Annotated in this window: 18 protein-coding genes and 1 tRNA gene; 2 read left to right on the top strand and 17 right to left on the bottom strand. The window is 44.0% G+C overall.

The window, feature by feature from the left end; all coding sequences use genetic code 11:
- Window positions 1–51 precede the first annotated feature (51 nt).
- Together H8S64_RS13805 and H8S64_RS13810 are read right to left on the bottom strand one after the other, a co-directional pair.
- A complete protein-coding gene (locus H8S64_RS13805; RefSeq protein ID WP_099290538.1) occupies window positions 52–1068 on the bottom strand; it encodes a 2-oxoacid:ferredoxin oxidoreductase subunit beta in 1017 nt (338 codons plus the stop codon).
- 2 nt (window positions 1069–1070) lie between these two features.
- On the bottom strand, window positions 1071–2915 hold the full coding sequence (locus H8S64_RS13810) for a 2-oxoacid:acceptor oxidoreductase subunit alpha (protein ID WP_186976725.1): 1845 nt from the start codon (window positions 2913–2915) through the stop codon (window positions 1071–1073).
- Window positions 2916–3308: 393 nt separating this feature from the next.
- Between H8S64_RS13810 and H8S64_RS22405 the strand changes: the two genes are divergently transcribed.
- Together H8S64_RS22405 and corA are read left to right on the top strand one after the other, a co-directional pair.
- Complete coding sequence (locus tag H8S64_RS22405; protein WP_222621185.1) at window positions 3309–4859, top strand: mechanosensitive ion channel family protein; 1551 nt, start codon at window positions 3309–3311, stop codon at window positions 4857–4859.
- A 20-nt stretch (window positions 4860–4879) separates the two neighbouring features.
- The gene (gene corA, locus H8S64_RS13820) at window positions 4880–5941 is read left to right on the top strand and encodes a magnesium/cobalt transporter CorA (protein WP_186976727.1); all 1062 of its coding nucleotides are present in this window, start codon (window positions 4880–4882) and stop codon (window positions 5939–5941) included.
- A 124-nt stretch (window positions 5942–6065) separates the two neighbouring features.
- Here corA and H8S64_RS13825 read toward each other — a convergent pair whose 3' ends face one another.
- From H8S64_RS13825 to H8S64_RS13895, 15 genes are all read right to left on the bottom strand, one after another.
- On the bottom strand, window positions 6066–6383 hold the full coding sequence (locus H8S64_RS13825) for a DUF3467 domain-containing protein (RefSeq protein ID WP_099290541.1): 318 nt from the start codon (window positions 6381–6383) through the stop codon (window positions 6066–6068).
- A gap of 59 nt (window positions 6384–6442) precedes the next feature.
- Window positions 6443–10687 carry a DNA-directed RNA polymerase subunit beta' gene (gene rpoC / locus H8S64_RS13830; RefSeq protein ID WP_186976729.1) on the bottom strand — a complete coding sequence of 1415 codons (4245 nt, stop codon included), beginning with the start codon at window positions 10685–10687 and terminating at the stop codon, window positions 6443–6445.
- Window positions 10688–10778: 91 nt separating this feature from the next.
- On the bottom strand, window positions 10779–14591 hold the full coding sequence (rpoB, locus tag H8S64_RS13835; RefSeq protein WP_186976731.1) for a DNA-directed RNA polymerase subunit beta: 3813 nt from the start codon (window positions 14589–14591) through the stop codon (window positions 10779–10781).
- A gap of 93 nt (window positions 14592–14684) precedes the next feature.
- A complete protein-coding gene (gene rplL / locus H8S64_RS13840; protein WP_186976733.1) occupies window positions 14685–15059 on the bottom strand; it encodes a 50S ribosomal protein L7/L12 in 375 nt (124 codons plus the stop codon).
- Window positions 15060–15101: 42 nt separating this feature from the next.
- A complete protein-coding gene (rplJ, locus tag H8S64_RS13845; protein ID WP_186976735.1) occupies window positions 15102–15620 on the bottom strand; it encodes a 50S ribosomal protein L10 in 519 nt (172 codons plus the stop codon).
- 29 nt (window positions 15621–15649) lie between these two features.
- Window positions 15650–16345: a 50S ribosomal protein L1 gene (gene rplA / locus H8S64_RS13850; protein WP_186976737.1), complete on the bottom strand. Its 696-nt coding sequence runs from the start codon at window positions 16343–16345 to the stop codon at window positions 15650–15652.
- Window positions 16346–16369: 24 nt separating this feature from the next.
- Entirely contained in the window at window positions 16370–16807 is a 438-nt protein-coding gene (rplK, locus tag H8S64_RS13855) for a 50S ribosomal protein L11 (RefSeq protein WP_099290547.1), read from the bottom strand.
- Between the two features lie 23 nt (window positions 16808–16830).
- A complete protein-coding gene (gene nusG, locus H8S64_RS13860; protein ID WP_186976739.1) occupies window positions 16831–17379 on the bottom strand; it encodes a transcription termination/antitermination protein NusG in 549 nt (182 codons plus the stop codon).
- A gap of 18 nt (window positions 17380–17397) precedes the next feature.
- Entirely contained in the window at window positions 17398–17589 is a 192-nt protein-coding gene (gene secE, locus H8S64_RS13865) for a preprotein translocase subunit SecE (protein WP_099290549.1), read from the bottom strand.
- Window positions 17590–17608: 19 nt separating this feature from the next.
- Window positions 17609–17681: transfer RNA gene (locus tag H8S64_RS13870), tRNA-Trp, on the bottom strand.
- 97 nt (window positions 17682–17778) lie between these two features.
- Entirely contained in the window at window positions 17779–18966 is a 1188-nt protein-coding gene (gene tuf, locus H8S64_RS13875) for an elongation factor Tu (RefSeq protein ID WP_186976741.1), read from the bottom strand.
- Between the two features lie 171 nt (window positions 18967–19137).
- The gene (gene hpf, locus H8S64_RS13880) at window positions 19138–19434 is read right to left on the bottom strand and encodes a ribosome hibernation-promoting factor, HPF/YfiA family (protein WP_186976743.1); all 297 of its coding nucleotides are present in this window, start codon (window positions 19432–19434) and stop codon (window positions 19138–19140) included.
- 18 nt (window positions 19435–19452) lie between these two features.
- Window positions 19453–20364, bottom strand: coding sequence for a tyrosine-type recombinase/integrase (locus H8S64_RS13885; RefSeq protein WP_186976745.1), 912 nt, complete (start codon window positions 20362–20364; stop codon window positions 19453–19455).
- 70 nt (window positions 20365–20434) lie between these two features.
- On the bottom strand, window positions 20435–20626 hold the full coding sequence (rpsU, locus tag H8S64_RS13890; RefSeq protein WP_018339628.1) for a 30S ribosomal protein S21: 192 nt from the start codon (window positions 20624–20626) through the stop codon (window positions 20435–20437).
- A gap of 545 nt (window positions 20627–21171) precedes the next feature.
- The gene (locus H8S64_RS13895) at window positions 21172–21450 is read right to left on the bottom strand and encodes a tetratricopeptide repeat protein (RefSeq protein ID WP_186976747.1); all 279 of its coding nucleotides are present in this window, start codon (window positions 21448–21450) and stop codon (window positions 21172–21174) included.
- Between the last annotated feature and the right edge of the window lie 49 nt (window positions 21451–21499).

Consider the following 21499-nt stretch of genomic DNA (forward strand, 5'->3'; position numbering starts at 1 on the left):
AAAATAGAGGCGTTTCAATGAAACGCCTCTATTTTTTTATTATCAAACAATTTATTTTACCTCCCAAACGTCACCGCTGTTCAATAAATCGTCAACACAATGAATCGGTGATTTTGCTTTCACGTCTTCAATCTGTCCTTCCAGTGCATCATTATAAGTAATGCCTTCCACATCACGGATAACTCCCAATGCCACGGGATATTCCGGAGCTTTCATGTGCACCAGCATCCAATGTATAGAGGGATTCACACTATGAGCGTCATGTACCATGATATCGTCAAGAGTGATGCCATCTTTACCTATCTCCACAACTTTCAACTTTCCGGCTTTCATATCGAACATGATACCTTTATCTTTGTTCTTTCCAAAAACCATCGGTTCACCGTGTTTCAAAATCAACTGACGTTCCTCTTTCATTTCTTTATCGGTAATCGCGGCATGAGCACCATCGGCAAAAATCACACAATTCTGAAGAATCTCCACAACTGCAGTCCCTTTATGACGCACACCGGCCTCGATCACCTCGGCAGTCAAATTAATATTCATATCCAACGAACGAGCAAAGAATTTTCCTTGTGCACCGATTACCAATTCTCCGGGATTAAACGGAGTTTCAATCGTACCGTAAGGAGAAGTTTTAGTCTTCGTACCCAATTTCGTGGTCGGAGAATACTGTCCTTTTGTCAAACCGTAAATCTCGTTATTGAACACTAAAGTGGTAATATCGATATTCCGACGGATAGCGTGAATAAAGTGATTACCCCCGATTGCCAACGCATCTCCGTCACCGGAAACCTGAAGGATATTCAATTTCGGGTTAGCACTCTTTGCCCCGGATGCTATCGCGGCAGCACGCCCATGAATCGTGTGGAAACCATACGTGTTCATGTAGTAGGGGAAACGAGAAGAACACCCGATTCCGGAAATAACTGCCCACGATTCTTTCGGGTACCCCAATTCAGCCATGGCCTTTTGTACAGAGTTGATGATACCATGGTCACCGCAACCCGGACACCAACGAATCTCTTGGTTGCTCTTAAAATCTTTCGGTGTATATTGTTCTGCCATGATTATTTTCCTAATAATTCGGTTATTTTTTCTTTCAGCTCAACTACCGTGAAAGGTAATCCTGCTACTTTGTTATATTGATAATAAGTATATGCCGGGAATTTAGCTCTCAAATATTGAGCAAATTGTCCCAAGTTCAACTCGCAAACAATAATCTTTTTGAATTTCGCAAGCACTTCACCCGTGTTCTTCGGAAGCGGATTAATAAAATTGAAGTGAGCCAAACTAACATCCGCACCCTCTTCTCTCAGTTCCTTTACCACGGAATACAAGTGACCGTAAGTACCACCCCATCCGACAACAAGCACGTCGCCACCATCTTGGCTTCCGAACACTTCCTGTTCCGGGATATAATCGGCAATCTTAGCCACTTTCGCATCACGCAAGTCAGTCATCACCTGATGGTTTTCAGGAACATAACTAATCTCTCCGGTAACATTTACTTTTTCCAAACCACCGATGCGGTGTTCCAGACCTTTCGTTCCCGGCAAAGCCCACATTCTAGCCAAAGTTTCCGGATCACGAGCGTAAGGCTTGTAATCATCTCCCTCTTTAGCCACTCTCGGGGTTATCACCGGAAGATCTTTCATTGCCGGAATCTTCCACGGTTGCGCACCGTTTCCAAGATAACCGTCAGTCAACAGAACAACGGGAGTCATATGTTCAACAGCTATTTTAGCTGCCCAGAACGCGTAATCAAAACAGTTACCCGGGGTACTTGCTGCTACAACAGGCATAGGACTTTCACCGTTACGCCCGTAAAGAGCCTGCAACAAGTCGGATTGCTCCGTCTTCGTGGGAAGACCTGTTGAAGGACCACCGCGTTGAACGTCAACAATAACCAAAGGCAATTCAGCCATTACAGCCAATCCGGCAGCTTCGCTCTTCAATGCAAGGCCGGGACCGGAAGTAGTAGTTATAGCCAGATTACCCACGTAACTTGCACCGATAGAAGTACAAATTCCGGCAATCTCATCCTCTGCCTGATAGGTTTTCACTCCTAAATCGCGTCTTAATGCTAATTCCTGTAAAATATCCGTTGCCGGAGTAATAGGATAAGAACCGCAGAACAAAGGTAAATTAGCCTTTTCAGCCGCTGCAAGGAATCCCCACGCAGTTGCCTTGTTTCCGGTAATCGTACGGTAGCGACCTTTTTCTATATGAGCGGGAGCCACATTGAAGTGTACAGCTAAAGCGTGTACGTTGGCAGCATAATTAAATCCGCTTTCCAAAACTTTCACGTTAGCTTTCGCGATCTCCGGTTTCTTACCGAATTTTTGGTTAATAAAATCTCTCGTGTGATCTACCGTACGGTCAAACATCCAGTATATCATACCAAGAGCAAACATATTCTTACATTTAACGATAGATTTTTGATCCAGACCGCTGTCTTTCAAAGCTTCTTCCGTCAAAGTTGTCACTTTTACCGGGACTACATTATAATCCTGCAAGACAACATCTTCCAATGGATTTGCCTTATACCCTGCTTTCTCGATGTTCTTATCATTAAATGCATCCAAATTCACGATAATCGTTGCACCCTTTTTAGCCCAACGCAAATTAGCTTTCAGAGCGGCAGGATTCATCGCCACAAGCACATCAGCAAAATCACCCGGGGTTTTCACCGGATTATCCCCAATATGTACCTGAAAACCGGAAACACCACCTACAGTTCCTTGCGGTGCGCGTATCTCCGCGGGATAATCCGGAAACGTTGATACTCCGTTTCCAAATAAAGCTGCAGCATCCGAGAACTGCGAACCCGTCAATTGCATACCGTCTCCCGAATCCCCCGAAAAACGGATTACAATATTTTTTTTGTCGATAACTTCTGTCTTTTCACTCATGACTTAGTTACTTGTTCTTTAATATTAAATTACAAAATGTATATTACAAAATCACACAATTTTTATGTTGTAAAACATGCGTAAAGGTAGCCAATACAAATATCTAAACAAGTTTGCATCATTATTTTTTTCTCTCGATATATACCATTGACAATCAAGCCTGAGCATGTTGAAAAACATGTTTTTCAACACAAATAAAATAAAACAGTTCTAAACAAGGCTCGTTTTTCCGCCTTTTTTTGTTACTTTCTTGTTACGGTTGAAAATTCCAATGAATAATTTCCCTTTCAAAATGGAACAAAAACCTACCCAAAATTGTATAGATAATAAGTTTTGTATAATTTTATCGAATATATCGTGTATAATAACATATTAAATATAAGACATATTACCATGAAACATTACTTGATTCTTCTCTGCTTGGTTATGGGGATCGCAAGTTGCGGAAAGAAATCAAAACTCTCCGATTTCATCGAAAATCCCGACGACCGAAACCCGTACACGATCAGCGCCAATCACGTGGGACCTATTCAAAGAGGCACGAATATCAACAAGTTATACTCGTTATACCCTAAAAAACAAATCAAACTGATTAAAAACAAAGAAGGATTCTTCAATCAAGAGTTTGACGACTACAACGTGTATGACCGGGAGGGGAAATTATTATTCACTGCCACCTCCGAAGTCGCGGGAGATACCAGTTCATACATCAACCGTATTATCATCCGGGATACCGTCTTCAAGACGGCAGAGGGCATCGGGCTCAACTCCACGCTGGGACAACTCCGGGATGCCTATCACAATATTCATTTCCTTCCCTCTTCGGGCGAGATCGTTGTTTCTGTTCCGAAAGTCAGCACAAACTTTCTAATTAACAAAGCTAACTTGGATGATTCTTGGTGGGATAACACGAACAATGAAGTAATCGAGAAAAACATTCCGGACAGCACACAAATAGACGGGGTTATTGTTTTCTGGAACACGAAAGAGGCCGCATCACGGGTTCCGGCTGTATTCACGGCAAACTTCTGGAATGAAATGCTTACCAAATTAATCACTTGGTGCGTGATACAACTTCCCTCCATCGCGATATTAATCGTCCTTTTCGTTTCATTACTCCGGGCATTACGCTTCACAACCAAAAAAATGAAAAAAATTGCCGTATCAAAAGCCCACAAAGCCGCAGATATTGACGACATGGAAGCGGAAAAACGGATAAACACACTCACGGGTATTATATATGGTATCGGAAGAATCTTCTTATGGGTCATCTTCCTTTTGATTCTTCTCGGCAAATTCAATATCAACATCGCCCCCATCCTTGCCAGTGCCGGTATTGTCGGTCTGGCTGTCGGCTTCGGCGCACAGGAACTCGTTCGGGACTTTATTTCCGGTTTCTTTATCCTGCTGGAAGATCAATTGCGTACCGGGGACTGGGCTGTTATCAACGGCACGGAAGGTTTGGTCGAGAAAATAGAACTACGTACCGTTACCCTACGGGACAGTTCCGGCATAGTACACATTTTCCAAAACGGAAAAATTAATACCCTCTCGAACATGACAAAAGAATGGTCTGCCATCGTCCTGCAAATCGGTATAGCGTACAAAGAAGACACGGACAATGCCGTCATGCTCATGCAGCAAGTCGGTGATGAAATGTATAACGACCCAGTTTACAAGGAACTGATGCTTGAACCGATATCCATCAGCGGCGTCAATGACTTCGCGGACAGTGCCGTTGTTATCCGTCTTGTCCTCAAAACCAAACCCATGCAACAATGGGCTGTCGGAAGAGAATATCGCAGACGTTTGAAAAAAGTATTTGACGCAAAGAACGTCGAATTTCCGTTCCCGTACAGGACTCTCACGTGGGGCGATAGTTCCAATCCCATCAAACTAAAAATAGAAAACTCCGATTCGGACACTTCCGATATTCCAAAATAACTTTTAATTTATATTGCATTATGGCTAGATTTCTGAAAGATCGGACAAAATCACAAGGAGCCGCTCCCGGTTCCCTTATCTTTATCGGGAAACAGAAAATGACTAAAAATTCGATCCATGTCATACAATACACCCCGGAAGGAGTCAAAGAATCCTTTCCGGAAACAGTCGACGGTATCAGTAATATGGTATCCAACGACCACATGACATGGATCAACATATCCGGTCTTCAGAACACAGGCCTGATTGCCGAAATAGGAAAAGCATTCGATATATCTTCCCTTTTTCTGGAAGACATTTTAAACACAGACCAGCGTCCCCGGTTCAGCGATGAATCCGACCACCTGTACATTATTGCCAAATCTTTCTATTTAGGCAAAGAAGATGATGTCGTGCACATGGAACAACTCTCTTTCATCGTCGGCTCACACTACCTGATTACGGTACAGGAAACCGACGCAGATTATTTCAAGGATGTAAAGAAACGCCTTTATGACGGGAAAACCCGTATCCGCACTTATGGCACGGACTATCTTTGCTATGCGCTGCTGGATACGATTGTAGACAGCTATATCATCAACTTGGAAATACTGGGTGCCGATATTGAGTCAAGAGGAAAAACAATTCTCGAATCCGACGTGAAAACAATAGAAGGTCTTTATCATTACAAAACGGAATTATCCTACATCCGGAAAAACGTCCGTCCTTTCAAAGAAGTCACCTCCCGTTTCACGAACTGTGATTCGCCCCTAATCAATGAACGCACGTACACCTATCTGCACGACTTGGACGACTTGGTTCTACAAGCACAGGAAGCTATCGAAATCTACTACTCCATGGTATCCGACCAGATCAATCTTTACCAAACCAACACTAGCAACCGGATCAACGACGTCATGAAAGTATTGACAATTTTCTCCGCCATCTTCATCCCGCTCACTTTCATCGCCGGCATCTACGGAATGAACTTCCAATACATGCCCGAACTAAATCACCGCTACGCTTACTTCATCCTATGGGGTATCATGATTCTCATCACCATCATCATGCTACTCTATTTTAAACGGAAAAAATGGCTTTAGTAATTTTAGATTTACGATTTCAGATTTATGATTCCAGTCGCACAAATCTGCGCTTTTGATTGCTAAATTACAAATTGAATAAGTACGTGGGAATCTAAAATCATAAATCTGAAATCGTAAATTACTAAGCCTGTCCCTTCGTTCCCAAATCCAACGGGAACATCGGAGTTCCGGGACCACCACCTTCGGGCAAGTTAATTTTACCGAAATTCATTTCAAATTTACGGATGTTATCTTGTAACGCCAACATCAAACGTTTGGCATGTTCCGGGGTCAGTATGATACGACTCTTCACGTCAGCCTTCGGCACACCCGGCATAATACGAATAAAATCCACGATAAACTCCGACGAGGAATGGGAAATTATAGCCAGATTAGCATAAGTCCCTTGTGCCACCTCATGACTTAATTCGATATCAAGTTGTTGTTTTTTCTCTTCCATAATGGTTCGGTTATAGTTATAAAACAATAGAGGCGCCTTTCGGCGCCTCTATCTTATCGTTATTTTTCCATCCTTTCGAGATCCGCCTTAGAGCCTACGATCATACCTCTAAACTCTTTCATACCTGTTCCCACTGGTATCAAGTGACCGCAAATCACGTTCTCTTTCAATCCTTCCAGAGGATCGACCTTACCGTAAATTGCAGCTTCGTTCAACACCTTCGTGGTCTCTTGGAATGAAGCAGCAGAGATAAAGCTTGCCGTCTGCAATGCAGCGCGGGTAATACCTTGTAATACCTGTGCCGAAGTTGCGGGCACCGCATCCCTAGCCTCTATCACCTTCAAGTCACGACGTTTCAATTGAGAGTTAATATCTCTCAACATACGTACCGTGATAATTTGCCCCGGTTTCACCCGATCCGAATCTCCGGCATCCAGTACAACTTTCTTACCGTAGATTGAATCGTTTTCTTCCATGAACTCACCTTTGTCAACGATTTGGTTTTCCAAGAATCTCGTGTCTCCGGCATCTTGAATCAATACCTTACGCATCATTTGGTGTACGATAATCTCGAAGTGCTTATCGTTAATCTTCACACCCTGCATACGATACACATCCTGTACCTCGTTCACGATATATTCCTGTACTTTGATCGGTCCCTCGATATTCAGAATATCGATCGGGGTAATCGCACCGTCAGACAACGGGGTTCCGGCACGTACATAGTCGTTCTCTTGAACCAATATCTGTTTTGACAGAGATACCAGATACTTCTTCACCTCTCCGGCTTTAGAAGTTACGATGATCTCGCGGTTACCGCGCTTGATCTTACCATAAGTTACCTCCCCGTCAATTTCCGATACAACCGCGGGGTTCGACGGGTTACGAGCTTCAAACAACTCGGTAACACGAGGAAGACCTCCCGTGATATCGCCTGCCTTACCAACAGCCCTCGGAATCTTCGCGATCGTACTACCTGCCGTTACCTCTGCACCTTCTTTTACAACGATGTGAGCGCCTACCGGCAAGTTGTAACTCTTGATCATATTTCCTTCCGCATCATTGATACGCAAAGCGGGAGCTTTCATCTTATCACGGAACTCGATGATAATCATCTCTCTAAATCCGGTCGTTTCGTCAGATTCTTCCTTGTAGGTTTCACCCTCAATCAAGTTCTCCAACCCGACAGTTCCGGCAAATTCAGTAATGATCAACGCATTGAACGGGTCCCATTCACAAAGCAACTCACCTTTATTTACTTCATCACCATCCTTCACGAACAATTTAGCCCCATAAGGGATAGCGTGAGAAATCAATATAATATTCGTGTTTTTATCCAGAATGCGCAACTCCGTCAAACGTCCGACAACAACGTCACAAGTCGTTCCGTTATCCAACACATGCTCGACAGAACGCAATTCCTCATACTCGACATAACCGTCATATTTCGCTTTCAACGAGTTCTCGCTGGAAATATTTCCGGCAGTACCTCCCACGTGGAAAGTTCTCAATGTCAACTGGGTACCCGGCTCACCAATAGACTGTGCCGCAATAACTCCGACAGCCTCACCTTTCTCAACCATACGGCTGGTAGCAAGGTTACGTCCATAACATTTAGCACAAACTCCTTTCTTCGCCTCACAAGTCAGTACGGAACGTACTTCAACTCGCTCGATCGGTGATTTTTCAATAATATCGGCAATCACTTCCGTGATCTCGTCACCCGATGCCACGATCAATTCACCGGTATTCGGGTGATAAATATCATGCACGGACACGCGTCCCAATATTCTCTCGGACAAAGAAGATACGATCTCCTCGTTATTCTTGATAGCCGAAATGGTAACCCCTCTCAACGTACCGCAGTCTTCCTCAGTAATCGTGATGTCATTTGCCACGTCAACCAGACGACGAGTCAGGTATCCGGCGTCTGCCGTCTTCAATGCCGTATCCGCCAAACCTTTACGAGCACCATGGGTTGAAATGAAGTACTCCAACACCGAAAGCCCTTCCTTGAAGTTTGCCAAAATCGGGTTCTCGATAATCTGACCACCGGTAGCTCCGGATTTTTGGGGTTTCGCCATCAATCCACGCATACCACCCAACTGACGAATCTGCTCGCGAGATCCGCGGGCTCCGGAATCCAACATCATGTAGATAGAATTGAATCCCTGATCGTCAGATGCCAACTGCTTCATCAAAGTTGAAGTCAAGTTAGCGTTCACGTGTGTCCAAATATCGATAATCTGGTTATATCTTTCATTATTGGTAATGAATCCCATGTTATAGTTCATCATCACCTCTTCCACTTGATCGTATCCCTCCTGCAACAAATCTTGCTTGTTCTCCGGCACGATAACGTCACCCAAGTTGAATGACAAACCACCCTCGAACGCCTTACGGTAACCCAAGTCTTTGATATCATCCAAGAACTTGGCGGTCACATCCACCCCGCAACGTTTGAACACGTCACCGATGATGTCACGCAAAGCTTTCTTCGTGATCAAGGTATTTATATACGGATAATTCTTCGGGGTAAACTGATTCAATATCACACGACCGACAGTAGTCTTAATCATGTGGTTGATCGCGTTCCCTTCATTATCTACATCATCAATTTTCACTTCAATCTCGGCATGCAAATCCACAGCCCGCTCGTTGAAAGCGATAATCACTTCCTCGGGAGCATAGAACTTCAAACCTTCACCTTTCACGCCTTTTCTCGGTTTCGTGATATAGTACAAACCGAGTACCATATCTTGAGAAGGTACCGTGATAGGCGCACCGTTAGCCGGATTCAAGATGTTATGCGAACACAACATCAAAATCTGCGCTTCCAGAACAGCCTCGTTACCTAACGGCAAATGCACAGCCATCTGGTCTCCGTCAAAGTCGGCATTAAATCCGGTACAAGCCAAAGGATGCAAACGGATAGCCTTACCCTCGATCAATTTCGGCTGGAAAGCCTGAATACCCAAGCGGTGCAAAGTCGGCGCACGGTTCAACAAAACCGGATGCCCTCTCAACACATTTTCCAGAATGTCCCAAACAATCGGGTCACGACGATCCACAATCTTTTTCGCACTCTTCACCGTCTTCACGATACCGCGCTCGATCAACTTACGGATAATAAACGGCATGTACAATTCGGCTGCCATATCCTTCGGGATTCCACATTCGTGCATCTTCAAGTCCGGCCCAACGACAATTACCGAACGCGCGGAATAGTCAACACGCTTACCCAACAAGTTCTGACGGAAACGTCCTTGTTTACCTTTCAAACTGTCGGACAAAGATTTCAACGGTCTGTTATTCTCGATCTTTACGGCGTTAGACTTACGAGAGTTATCGAACAATGAATCCACGGCCTCCTGCAACATACGTTTTTCATTACGTAAGATCACATCCGGAGCCTTGATCTCGATCAATCTCTTCAAACGATTGTTACGGATGATTACCCGTCTGTACAAATCGTTCAAATCGGAAGTCGCAAAACGACCACCATCCAACGGAACCAACGGACGCAACTCGGGCGGTATCACAGACAACACCTTCACGATCATCCATTCCGGTTTATTAATCTCTTTACTCTCGCGGAAAGCCTCTACAACCTGCAAACGTTTCAAAGCTTCGTTCTTTCTCTGTTGAGAAGTCTCCGTGTTCGCTTTATTTCTCAAATCATAGGACAAATCATCCAAGTCCAGACGCTCCAACAACATGGAGATCGCCTCGGCACCCATCTTAGCGATGAATTTATTCGGATCATCATCATCCAGATATTGATTATCCGTCGGAAGCTTATCCAGAATATCCAGATATTCCTCCTCCGTCAAAAAGTCCATTGTTTTGATACCGGTATCACCCATGATACCCGGGTTCACCACCACGTATCTCTCATAGTAAATCACGGTATCCAGTTTCTTGGAAGGCAAACCTAACAAGTAACCGATTTTATTCGGTAATGATTTGAAATACCAGATATGAGCCACCGGAACCACCAATTGAATGTGCCCCATGCGCTCACGTCTTACCTTCTTCTCCGTCACCTCGACACCACAACGGTCGCAAACGATCCCTTTATAACGAATACGTTTGTACTTACCACAATGACATTCGTAATCCTTCACCGGTCCGAAAATACGCTCGCAGAACAAACCGTCACGTTCGGGCTTGTAAGTACGATAGTTAATCGTCTCCGGTTTTAGTACAGCGCCACTGGATCGTTCCAGAATCTCTTCCGGCGAAGCCAACCCAATCGCTATTTTAGTAAAACTCTTTACTTTATTGTCTTTTCTGAAGGCCATATTTTATTTGTTAATTGAAAATTGAAAATTGAGAATTGAAAATTAATAGACTTTCTTTCCCCATTTTCAATTTTCCATTTTCAATTTTCCATTATATTAGGTTTACGCTCAATCCTAACCCGCGAAGCTCATGCAACAACACGTTGAAAGACTCCGGAATCCCGGGATTCGGCAGAGGTTCCCCTTTCACGATATGCTCGTAAGTCTTCGTTCTTCCCATCACGTCATCCGACTTCACTGTCAGGATTTCCTGAAGGATATGTGATGCACCAAATGCCTCGAGTGCCCAAACCTCCATCTCTCCGAAACGCTGACCTCCGAACTGAGCCTTACCTCCAAGAGGTTGTTGAGTAATCAACGAGTACGGACCGATAGAACGAGCATGCATCTTATCGTCAACCATGTGCCCCAACTTCAACATGTAGATCACCCCCACGGTTGCCGGCTGGTCGAAACGTTCTCCCGTTCCCCCGTCATACAAGTACGTGGTACCGAATCTGGGTACACCGGCTTCGTCCGTATACTTATTGATATCTTCAAGAGTTGCACCATCGAAAATAGGAGTAGCGAACTTCACTCCCAAGTTCTTACCTGCCCAACCCAATACGGTTTCGAATACCTGTCCCAAGTTCATACGAGAAGGCACACCCAACGGGTTCAAACAAATATCAACCGGAGTTCCGTCAGCCAAGAACGGCATATCTTCCACCCTTACCACGCGGGATACGATACCCTTGTTACCGTGACGTCCTGCCATCTTATCACCGATTTGCAATTTACGTTTTTTAGCCACGTAAACTTTTGCCATCTTGATGATACCCGTGGGAAGTTCGTCCCCGACAGTAGCGTTGTATTTCTTACGTTTGATCTGTCCCTCGATCTCTTTGTACTTGATGATATAGTTATGCAACAAGTCGCGGATCATATCATTCTTCTGCTTGTCTGTCGTCCACTTGTTCGGGTTAATCTGCAAGAAATCCATATTCTGCAGCATCTTATACGAGAACTTCACGCCTTTCGGAACAATATCCTCGTTCAAATAATTCTTCACGCCTTGTGAAGTCTTACCGTTCACCAGTTCGAACAACTTATCGATCAACAGAGAAGTAAGATCACCTACTTTACGTTGGAACTGCTCGTCTAACTCTGCCAGTATATTCTTTCCGGCAGCTTTAGTCTTGCGGTCGCTGATCGTGCGTTGGAACAGCTTCTTGTCGATAATCACACCCTTCAAAGACGGGGAAGCCTTCAAAGAAGCATCTTTCACGTCACCGGCTTTGTCACCGAAGATGGCTCTCAACAACTTTTCTTCCGGACTCGGGTCAGACTCACCTTTCGGAGTAATCTTACCGATCAAGATATCTCCCGGCTGTACACGAGCTCCGACACGAATGATTCCGTTTTCATCCAGATCTTTCGTAGCCTCTTCACTCACGTTCGGGATATCGGCCGTCAACTCCTCAAGACCGCGTTTCGTTTCACGCACTTCCAAAGAATACTCGTCCACGTGAACAGAAGTGAACACGTCATTCCGAACAATATTTTCGGAGATCACGATAGCATCCTCGTAGTTGTACCCCTTCCAAGGCATGAATGCCACTTTCAGGTTACGCCCGAGAGCCAACTCACCCTTCTGGGAAGAGTAACCTTCCGTCAGAATCTGTCCTTCTTCTACACGCTCGCCTTTTCTCACGATCGGCTTCAACGTGATTGTCGTACTTTGGTTAGTACGTTGATATTTCGGCAAATAATACTCTTTCGTATCCGGCTCGAAACTTACAAAAGCCTCTTCTTCCGTGCGGTCATACTTGATCACGATCTTGCGCCCGTCCACGAAACTAACCACACCCGGACCTTCAGCAACGATCTGTGTTCTGGAATCCTTGATCAAGTTAGCTTCCAAACCGGTACCCACGATCGGGGATTCCGGAGAAATGATCGGAACTGCCTGACGCATCATGTTAGATCCCATCAACGCGCGGTTAGCATCATCATGCTCCAAGAAGGGAATCAAAGAAGCCGCGATAGAAGCAATCTGGTTCGGGGCAACATCAATCATGTCCACCTCTTCACCCGCTGCCATCGGGAAATCGGCATCCTTTCTGGCTTTTACCCATTTATTGGTAAACTTCCCTTCTTCGTTGATCGGGGAACTAGCCTGAGCGATTACCTTTTCTTCTTCTTCTTCCGCCGAATAATATTTCACTCCTTCTTCGGACAAATCCACCACTCCGTCATTTACCTTACGGTAAGGAGTCTCGATAAACCCGAGGTCATTGATCTTGGCGTACACGCAGAGAGATGAAATCAAACCGATATTCGGTCCCTCGGGCGTTTCGATCGGACACAAACGACCATAGTGAGTGTAATGCACGTCACGCACCTCGAATCCGGCGCGATCTCTCGAAAGACCACCGGGTCCCAATGCGGACATACGTCTTTTGTGGGTTATCTCAGCCAGCGGATTCGTTTGATCCATGAACTGGGACAACGCATTCGTTCCGAAGAACGAGTTAATCACCGAAGACAAAATCTTCGAATTAATCAAGTCAACCGGGGTAAACACCTCGTTGTCGCGCACGTTCATTCTCTCGCGAATCGTACGTGCCATACGGGCCAACCCTACTCCGAATTGATTATATAATTGTTCGCCAACCGTACGTACGCGGCGGTTGCTCAAGTGGTCGATATCGTCCACGTCCGTCTTGGCGTTCAACAAACGGATCAAATATTTGATGATCTCGATAATATCCTCTTTCGTCAGCACACGGATATCCGGGTCTGTCGCGAGATTCAACTTCTTGTTCAACTTGTAACGTCCCACGTCACCCAAATCGTAACGTTTGTCCGAGAAGAACAACTTATCGATCACATCGCGTGCAGTAGCCTCATCTGGCGGCTCCGAACTACGCAATTGCCTGTAAATATGCAACACGGCTTCTTTCTCTGAGTTACAGGGATCCTTTTGCAGCGTGTTATATATAATAGCATAATCAGCCAAGTTTTGCATTTCCTTGTGAAGAAGGATCGTTTTCGCGCCGGATTCGACAATTGCATCAATATGCTCAGGCTCCAGTACCGTTTCACGATCAACGATAATCTCGTTACGCTCGATAGAAACGACCTCACCGGTATCTTCATCAACGAAATCTTCAATCCAAGATTTCAAAACACGAGCAGCCAAACGTCTGCCAACGACTTTCTTCAACCCCGTACGGGAAACATTGACTTCATCTGCAAGACCGAATATCTCGAGGATATCCTTATCCGTTTCAAACCCGATCGCTCTCAAAAGAGTTGTCACGGGCAATTTTTTCTTCCGGTCGATATACGCGTACATCACGTTATTGATGTCCGTGGCGAACTCGATCCATGAACCCTTGAACGGAATAATTCTCGCGGAATAAAGCTTCGTACCATTCGCGTGGATACTTTGCCCGAAGAAAACGCCGGGAGACCTGTGTAACTGAGAAACTACCACTCGCTCTGCTCCATTGATCACGAAAGTACCCTTCGGAGTCATGTAAGGAACATTCCCTAAATATACATCCTCGATAACGGTATCAAAATCTTCATGTTCCGGGTCTGTACAGTACAACTTTAACTTCGCTTTCAAGGGTGCGCCGAAAGTCAATCCCTGACTCAGACACTCCTCGATCGTGTAGCGGGGCGGATCTATAAAATAGTCCAAAAATTCCAAAACAAAGTTGTTCCGTGTATCAGTTATAGGAAAATTTTCCTTGAAAACCGTGTAAAGGCCTTCATTCTTTCTGTTCTCAGGCGTGGTACCTAATTGAAAAAAGTCCTTGAAAGACTTCAACTGCACCTCAAGAAAATCAGGGTATTCCAGCTGATTTTTTATCGATGCAAAGCTTATTCTATTGTTTGAATTATATGAAGACATCTATTATTTTTTTTGAACCTAAACAATCATAACAACAAAATGGTTTAGAGTCCGCGTAAGACTCTAAACCTAAAAACCTACCGGTTTTATACCTTATTTAAGTTCAACTTCAGCTCCTGCTTCTTCTAATTGAGCTTTCAATGAGTTAGCTTCTTCTTTAGAAACTTTTTCTTTCAATGGAGCCGGAGCCTTGTCAACTACTTCTTTAGCTTCTTTCAAACCAAGACCGGTCAATTCTTTAACCAATTTAACTACGGCTAATTTAGCTGCACCTGCTGATTTCAAAATAACATCGAATTCAGTTTGTTCAGCTTCAGCGGCAGCACCACCGGCTGCAGGAGCAGCAACAGCCACAGCAGCAGCTGCAGGTTCAATTCCGTACTCTTCTTTTAAAATGTCAGCTAATTCTTTTACGTCTTTTACGGTAAGGTTTACTAGCTCTTCTGCAAGTTTTTTCAAATCTGCCATTTCTATTCTATTTAAAATTGTTTGTTTACTAAACTATAAAAATTATTCTTTTTCAGAAAGTGTTTTAACAACACCGGCGATCGTATTTTGTCCGGATTGCAATGCTGAAATAACATTCTGCATCGGTGATTGCAACATCGCGATGATGTCCGCGATCAACTCGTCTCTGGACTTGATACTGATCAGTGACTCAAGCTGGTCTTCACCAACATAAGTACATTCCTCTACGAAAGCACCTTTGAACAGCGGTTTGTCTTTGCCCTTGCGAAACTCTTTAATCAGTTTGGCAGGACCGTTCCCGGTATCGCTCAACATGATAGCGCTATCTCCTTTTAACACGGAGAAAAGCTCCTCGTAATTGTTGTTAGCGTTTTCCAAAGCCTTTCTCAACAAGGTATTCTTTACTTGCACCAACTTGATATTAGCGTTGAAACAAGCCCGACGTAAAGCCTGTGTGTCCACAGCGTCAAGTCCTGAAATATCACTAACATACAAATGCTTGTAAGTATTCACTTGCTCGGTTAAGGTCTCTATTACGACTTTTTTATCTTCTTTTTTCATACTACTGAAGTCCTTTTTAGATTACTACATTAATCAAGTAATGTCTTTGGTTCTACTTGAATACCGGGACTCATCGTACTTGACAGATACACGCTCTTGATATAAGTACCTTTCGCTGCAGTCGGTTTCAGTTTATTGATCACGCTCAAGAATTCTCTCGCGTTCTCCATAATCTTCTCCGGCTCGAATGTTACTTTACCAATAGAAGCGTGAATAATACCGAATTTGTCAACCTTAAAGTCGATCTTACCTGCTTTAACCTCAGTAACAGCTTTCCCGATTTCCGGGGTTACCGTACCACTCTTCGGGTTAGGCATCAATCCACGAGGACCCAAAATTCTACCAAGAGCTCCTACTTTACCCATTACAGAAGGCATCGTGATGATAATATCGATGTCGGTCCAGCCGCCTTTCAATTTCTCGATATAATCGTCCAAGCCCACGTAATCGGCTCCGGCTGCTTTAGCTTCTTCCTCCTTGTCAGGAGTACACAAAACCAAAACTCTTACTTGCTTTCCGGTACCGTGAGGTAAAGTACATACACCGCGCACCATTTGATTGGCCTTACGCGGGTCTACACCCAGTCGAACGTCCATGTCAACTGACGCATCAAACTTCGTGAAAGTTACTTCTTTCACAAGCTGTGCGGCCTCGTCGATAGAGTATACCTTTCCACCTTCGATCTTCGCTAAAGCTAACTTCTTATTTTTTGTCAGTTTACTCATTACGTTTGAAGTGTTACAAGTTCATTAAAAAGGTCTGTCACCGGTTACGGTAATACCCATACTTCTGGCGGTACCAGCTACCATACTCATTGCTTTTTCAATCTCGAAAGCGTTCAAATCTTTCATCTTGTCCGTGGCAATAGCTCTCACCTGTTCCCAAGTGATAGAAGCCACTTTCTTGCGATTGGGCTCCGCGGATCCGGATTTAAGTTTAGCAACTTCCAAAAGTTGAATAGCAACAGGAGGTTGTTTTGTAATAAAATCAAACGACTTATCACCATACACCTGTATAATTACCGGGATGATTTTGCCTGCCATCTCCTGTGTTCTAGCGTTGAATTGCTTGCAGAAGTCCATGATATTGACTCCCTTAGAACCTAACGCCGGTCCTACTGGAGGGGACGGGTTTGCAGCTCCGGCTTTAATTTGCAGCTTGATAATAGCTTCAACTTGTTTTGCCATGATTGTTTTTAATCAAATAATTGTTATTCTTTTTCTACCTGCATGAAACTCAATTCAAGTGGCGTTTTCCGTCCGAAAATCTTGACTATTACTTTCAAGCGTTTCTTGTCAGAATTCACCTCCTCTATCATGCCGGTAAAACCATTAAACGGTCCGTCAGTCACTTTAACCGACTCGCCAACGAAATAAGGAATGCTTATTTCTTCTGGTTGTTCCGCAAGTTCATCCACCGTACCGAGTATCCGGTTTACCTCCGCTTGACGCATCGGCACAGGATCTCCTCCTTTGGTTTCCCCCAGGAAGCCTATCACGTTCGTGATGTCACGAAGTATGTGGGGGATTTCTCCAACGAGCGCGGCTTCAATCAACACATAACCCGGGTAAAGGTTTCGCTCACTGCTATACTTTTTCCCGTTACGTACTTGATACACCTTCTCGGCAGGCACCAAAACCTGAGAAACGTATTCCTGAAGCCCTAAACTGGCGATTTCATTTTCGATGTACTCCTTTACCTTCTTCTCTTTACCTCCAATGGTTCGAAGTACATACCATCTTTTTTGTAGTTCAGCCATGTTAGACCCCCAAGATTATTAGTAAAACAAATTATATATACCGGTCACGATATGTCTGAACGAGAAATCCATCGCGAATATGCAAAGCGCTATGATGACGGAAGCTATCATCACGATCGTCGCACTACTTTGGAGCTCAGACCACGTAGGCCAAGTTACTTTATTCACCAGCTCATTATAAACATCTGATATATAACTCTTAACTTTCATTTGTTCTTTAATTTAGTTGCACGGGAGGAGAGGTTCGAACTCCCGACCCTCGGTTTTGGAGACCGATGCTCTACCAACTGAGCCACTCCCGTGTGTGAGTCGGCACAAGGCCGACTCGATTATTTTGGATTTATGATTTAGTGATTTCAGATTAAATCATCAATCTAAAATCGTAAATCTAAAATCTTATTAGTCTAAGATCTCAGTGATCTGACCAGCACCAACGGTTCTACCACCTTCACGGATAGCGAAACGCAAACCTACAGTACAAGCTACCGGAGTAATCAACTCAACTGTGATAGTCAAGTTATCACCGGGCATTACCATCTCGCGTCCTTCCGGAAGAGTGATTTCACCGGTAACGTCCAAAGTACGGATATAGAACTGCGGTCTGTATCTGTTATGGAACGGAGTGTGACGACCACCTTCTTCTTTCTTCAAGATGTAAACCTCAGCTTTGAATTTATCGTGCGGTTTAACAGAACCCGGTTTTGCCAATACCATACCACGTTTGATCTCGTCTTTATCGATACCGCGAAGCAACAAACCAACGTTGTCACCGGCCTGACCTTCGTCAAGAATCTTACGGAACATCTCAACACCGGTACATACGGTTTTCTTACCGTCAGCTCCCAAACCGATGATTTCCATCTCATCACCTGTGTGAATGATACCGGTTTCGATACGACCAGTAGCAACAGTTCCACGACCAGTGATAGAGAACACGTCCTCAACAGGCATCAAGAAAGGTTTATCAACGGCACGTTGCGGCAACTCGATCCAGTTGTCAACAGAGTCCATCAATTCCATTACTTTCTCTTCCCATTTAGCTTCTCCGTTCAATGCTCCAAGAGCAGAACCCAAGATCACCGGGGTATTGTCACCATCATATTGATAGAAAGACAACAACTCGCGAACTTCCATCTCAACCAATTCCAACATTTCCGGGTCGTCAACCATATCCACTTTGTTCAAGAACACAACGATTCTCGGAACATTTACCTGACGAGCCAAAAGGATGTGCTCACGCGTCTGAGGCATCGGACCATCGGTAGCGGCACAAACCAAGATAGCACCATCCATCTGAGCAGCACCGGTTACCATGTTCTTTACATAGTCGGCGTGTCCCGGACAGTCAACGTGCGCGTAGTGACGATTTGCTGTTGAATACTCTACGTGAGAAGTATTAATGGTGATACCTCTTTCTTTTTCTTCCGGAGCGTTATCGATAGAATCGAATGAACGTAATTCAGAAAGACCTTTTTTTGCTAATACCGTAGTGATAGCAGCCGTCAAAGTAGTTTTACCGTGGTCAACGTGACCGATAGTACCAATATTTACGTGTGGTTTGGACCTGTCAAAATGTTCTTTAGCCATAACTCTAAAACAATTTTATTATTAAACAATTTATCACAATAACTCTATATTCATGCAAGTAACTCGCTGTTTATCTGATTCTTGATCAAACAAGGCGAGAAATCCCATTTAATTTGGCTTGCAAATGTACAAATTAAAAATCATATCTCACAATAAATGAGATCATTTTTCTCAATTTTCTCTTTTTTCTTTCGCCTTAACTAACTGTCTCTTGAGCACATCATACAACTCATCGACAGTCTCCTCGAAAGTTTTCGCGTTCTTTTTGGCAAATACTTCCTGCCCTTTTATATCTACATGTACCTCGGTCAGTTTATTCTCGAGTTGATCATCCTTTTCCAATTTCAAGGTAACGTCAACTCCCATAATACCGTCGTGGTACTTCTCCAGCTTCGAGAATTTCTTGTTTATAAACTCTTCCAACACCGGATTAACTGAAAAACCTACAGGATTAATTCTAATTTCCATATCGTTTCCTCCTATAATTTATGCTCGCGGGTGAGCTTGTTTAAAAATCTTCAACATTTTCTCTACCGAATTATGCGTGTAAACTTGAGTGGCTGCCAGACTGGAGTGCCCCAACAATTCCTTGATACCTTGGATTGACGCCCCGTGTTCCAGCAAGTGAGTGGCAAACGAATGCCTCAACACGTGCGGACTGCGCTTTGACAATGAAGTATGTTCTGCCAACGCCGCCACCACCAAACGGTAAACGAATTGCGGGTAGATCGGCTTACCTTTATCAGTCACGAAGAACATCCCGTGTTCACGTTCCACGACTTCGGCACGCCCCTTGATATAGCAAGCAATATCCTCCTCCAATTCTCTTAAGATCGGGACTTCCCGCTGTTTTCCGCCCTTACCGTGGACACGTATACAATGCCGCGGCAAATCAACATCAACCAGCCGTAATCCGACAATTTCAGAACGCCTCATGCCCGTGTCGTAAGCCATCAGCAAAATCAGAAAATCTCTCAACCCATGAAAGCCTTCCTCTTTCTCCGCGTCATCCAGCGTGATCTCCATATCCTGCTCGTTCACGAAAACAGGCAATCTTTTCGGCAACTTCGGTCCCGAAATATCTTCGGCCGGATTCACCTCCATCACCCCTTCTTTCACGAGGAAACGGAAAAACGCTTTAACGCTGCTTAACTTACGCTTACCGGAAGCCGGATGCAACTTTTGTTTACCTCCTTTGTTCCTCAAAGCTCCTCTCATTTCCGCCACGACCCACTCTCTCACGAGCTTGGTCGTCATTCGGGAAAAATCCTCGTCTTCCTCGTCCATTCCACAAAAGTCGTAAAACTGACGCAAATCCGTTTTGTAAGCGACCACCGTATGAGCGGAGTAACGCTTCACGTCTTCCAAGTATTTCAAAAATAGTCCGATCTGTGTCATTTTTTATAAATAATAAGCCGTAAGCAAGTTACGCCTTTTGTTTGGAAAAACAAAGGAAGAATTCGATTTTTTATTCTTCAGCCTGTTGCAAAGATTGACGATAGGCAGCCTTCATACGAGCCACTCTGTTTCTCACAGACGGTTTCGTGAAAGCTTGACGATCTCTCAGTTCTTTAATAACACCGGTTTTCTCGAATTTTCTTTTAAATTTCTTCAACGCTCTCTCGATGTTTTCACCTTCTTTTAATGGTACAATTATCATGATTTTCTAGTATTTAAAATGAATATTTTTTATATAACACAAAATTCGACAACACTTTATCGTGCTGTTCTCCACTAAATAATATGTATTCTTTTTAATCTCTCGATAATAATTGACCACCCCCTTTCAAGCGGATTGAAGTTTATATTTAACAATTCAAAAAACTGGCTGCAAAGATATATCAATTAATTAAGATATAAAACCCTTGCAGCCTATTTTTTTTCTCGTACACAAAGAAATAATCATTCCCTTTCCTTGATGACAATACCATGAACAAGGGTAAAACTCCCATTGACCAACAGCAAAGCACCTCACCTGCTTTTCAGCAACCGGCCCCCAATACGGGATAATCGATATGCCGCCCGCGTTAAAAATACTTTTTTTATGCAAAAACGTGGGCGATAAGTGGGCAAACTGCGGGCGAAGTGTAGGCGATGCCGCCCAAAAGCCGCCTATAAGCCACCCAAAAACCGGGTAAAATCATAGAACATCCCTATCTATAGCATAGCATGACCTTACCCCCAGAATATTTATCCCTCGCTAACTCAAGGATTCAGCAAATCCTTGCAATAATAATTCAAGATGCCGTTAATCATATCCAGATAGGTCTTCGCCTTCGTGTTTTCCGGGTTTATCCGCACGACTTCATTAAAATGATTCAACGCTTGAGTGGTATCCCCCTTGGCATAATACACCGCCCCCAACTCCAACAACACGGTTTCACGTTCTCCCGCACCATTCTCCAACATTTGCAAAAGCATCGCGATAGCTTCATCCCGCTGTCCGTTCTTCGCTAATTGTTTTGCCTCTTCTATATTCATCATATCGAAATTTACTTATATAATATGTATAAACTTAACAGGACTTTTTTGT

It is taken from the genome of Butyricimonas hominis (genome assembly GCF_014287455.1).
Taxonomy (GTDB): domain Bacteria; phylum Bacteroidota; class Bacteroidia; order Bacteroidales; family Marinifilaceae; genus Butyricimonas; species Butyricimonas muris.

Excerpts from the sequence above, each read along its gene's own strand:
- H8S64_RS13805 (WP_099290538.1), bottom strand. The coding sequence starts at position 1,068 with ATGGCAGAACAATATACACCGAAAGATTTTAAGAGCAACCAAGAGATT.
- H8S64_RS13810 (WP_186976725.1), bottom strand. The coding sequence starts at position 2,915 with ATGAGTGAAAAGACAGAAGTTATCGACAAAAAAAATATTGTAATCCGT.
- H8S64_RS22405 (WP_222621185.1), top strand. The coding sequence starts at position 3,309 with ATGAAACATTACTTGATTCTTCTCTGCTTGGTTATGGGGATCGCAAGT.
- corA (WP_186976727.1), top strand. The coding sequence starts at position 4,880 with ATGGCTAGATTTCTGAAAGATCGGACAAAATCACAAGGAGCCGCTCCC.
- H8S64_RS13825 (WP_099290541.1), bottom strand. The coding sequence starts at position 6,383 with ATGGAAGAGAAAAAACAACAACTTGATATCGAATTAAGTCATGAGGTG.
- rpoC (WP_186976729.1), bottom strand. The coding sequence starts at position 10,687 with ATGGCCTTCAGAAAAGACAATAAAGTAAAGAGTTTTACTAAAATAGCG.
- rpoB (WP_186976731.1), bottom strand. The coding sequence starts at position 14,591 with ATGTCTTCATATAATTCAAACAATAGAATAAGCTTTGCATCGATAAAA.
- rplL (WP_186976733.1), bottom strand. The coding sequence starts at position 15,059 with ATGGCAGATTTGAAAAAACTTGCAGAAGAGCTAGTAAACCTTACCGTA.
- rplJ (WP_186976735.1), bottom strand. The coding sequence starts at position 15,620 with ATGAAAAAAGAAGATAAAAAAGTCGTAATAGAGACCTTAACCGAGCAA.
- rplA (WP_186976737.1), bottom strand. The coding sequence starts at position 16,345 with ATGAGTAAACTGACAAAAAATAAGAAGTTAGCTTTAGCGAAGATCGAA.
- rplK (WP_099290547.1), bottom strand. The coding sequence starts at position 16,807 with ATGGCAAAACAAGTTGAAGCTATTATCAAGCTGCAAATTAAAGCCGGA.
- nusG (WP_186976739.1), bottom strand. The coding sequence starts at position 17,379 with ATGGCTGAACTACAAAAAAGATGGTATGTACTTCGAACCATTGGAGGT.
- secE (WP_099290549.1), bottom strand. The coding sequence starts at position 17,589 with ATGAAAGTTAAGAGTTATATATCAGATGTTTATAATGAGCTGGTGAAT.
- tuf (WP_186976741.1), bottom strand. The coding sequence starts at position 18,966 with ATGGCTAAAGAACATTTTGACAGGTCCAAACCACACGTAAATATTGGT.
- hpf (WP_186976743.1), bottom strand. The coding sequence starts at position 19,434 with ATGGAAATTAGAATTAATCCTGTAGGTTTTTCAGTTAATCCGGTGTTG.
- H8S64_RS13885 (WP_186976745.1), bottom strand. The coding sequence starts at position 20,364 with ATGACACAGATCGGACTATTTTTGAAATACTTGGAAGACGTGAAGCGT.
- rpsU (WP_018339628.1), bottom strand. The coding sequence starts at position 20,626 with ATGATAATTGTACCATTAAAAGAAGGTGAAAACATCGAGAGAGCGTTG.
- H8S64_RS13895 (WP_186976747.1), bottom strand. The coding sequence starts at position 21,450 with ATGATGAATATAGAAGAGGCAAAACAATTAGCGAAGAACGGACAGCGG.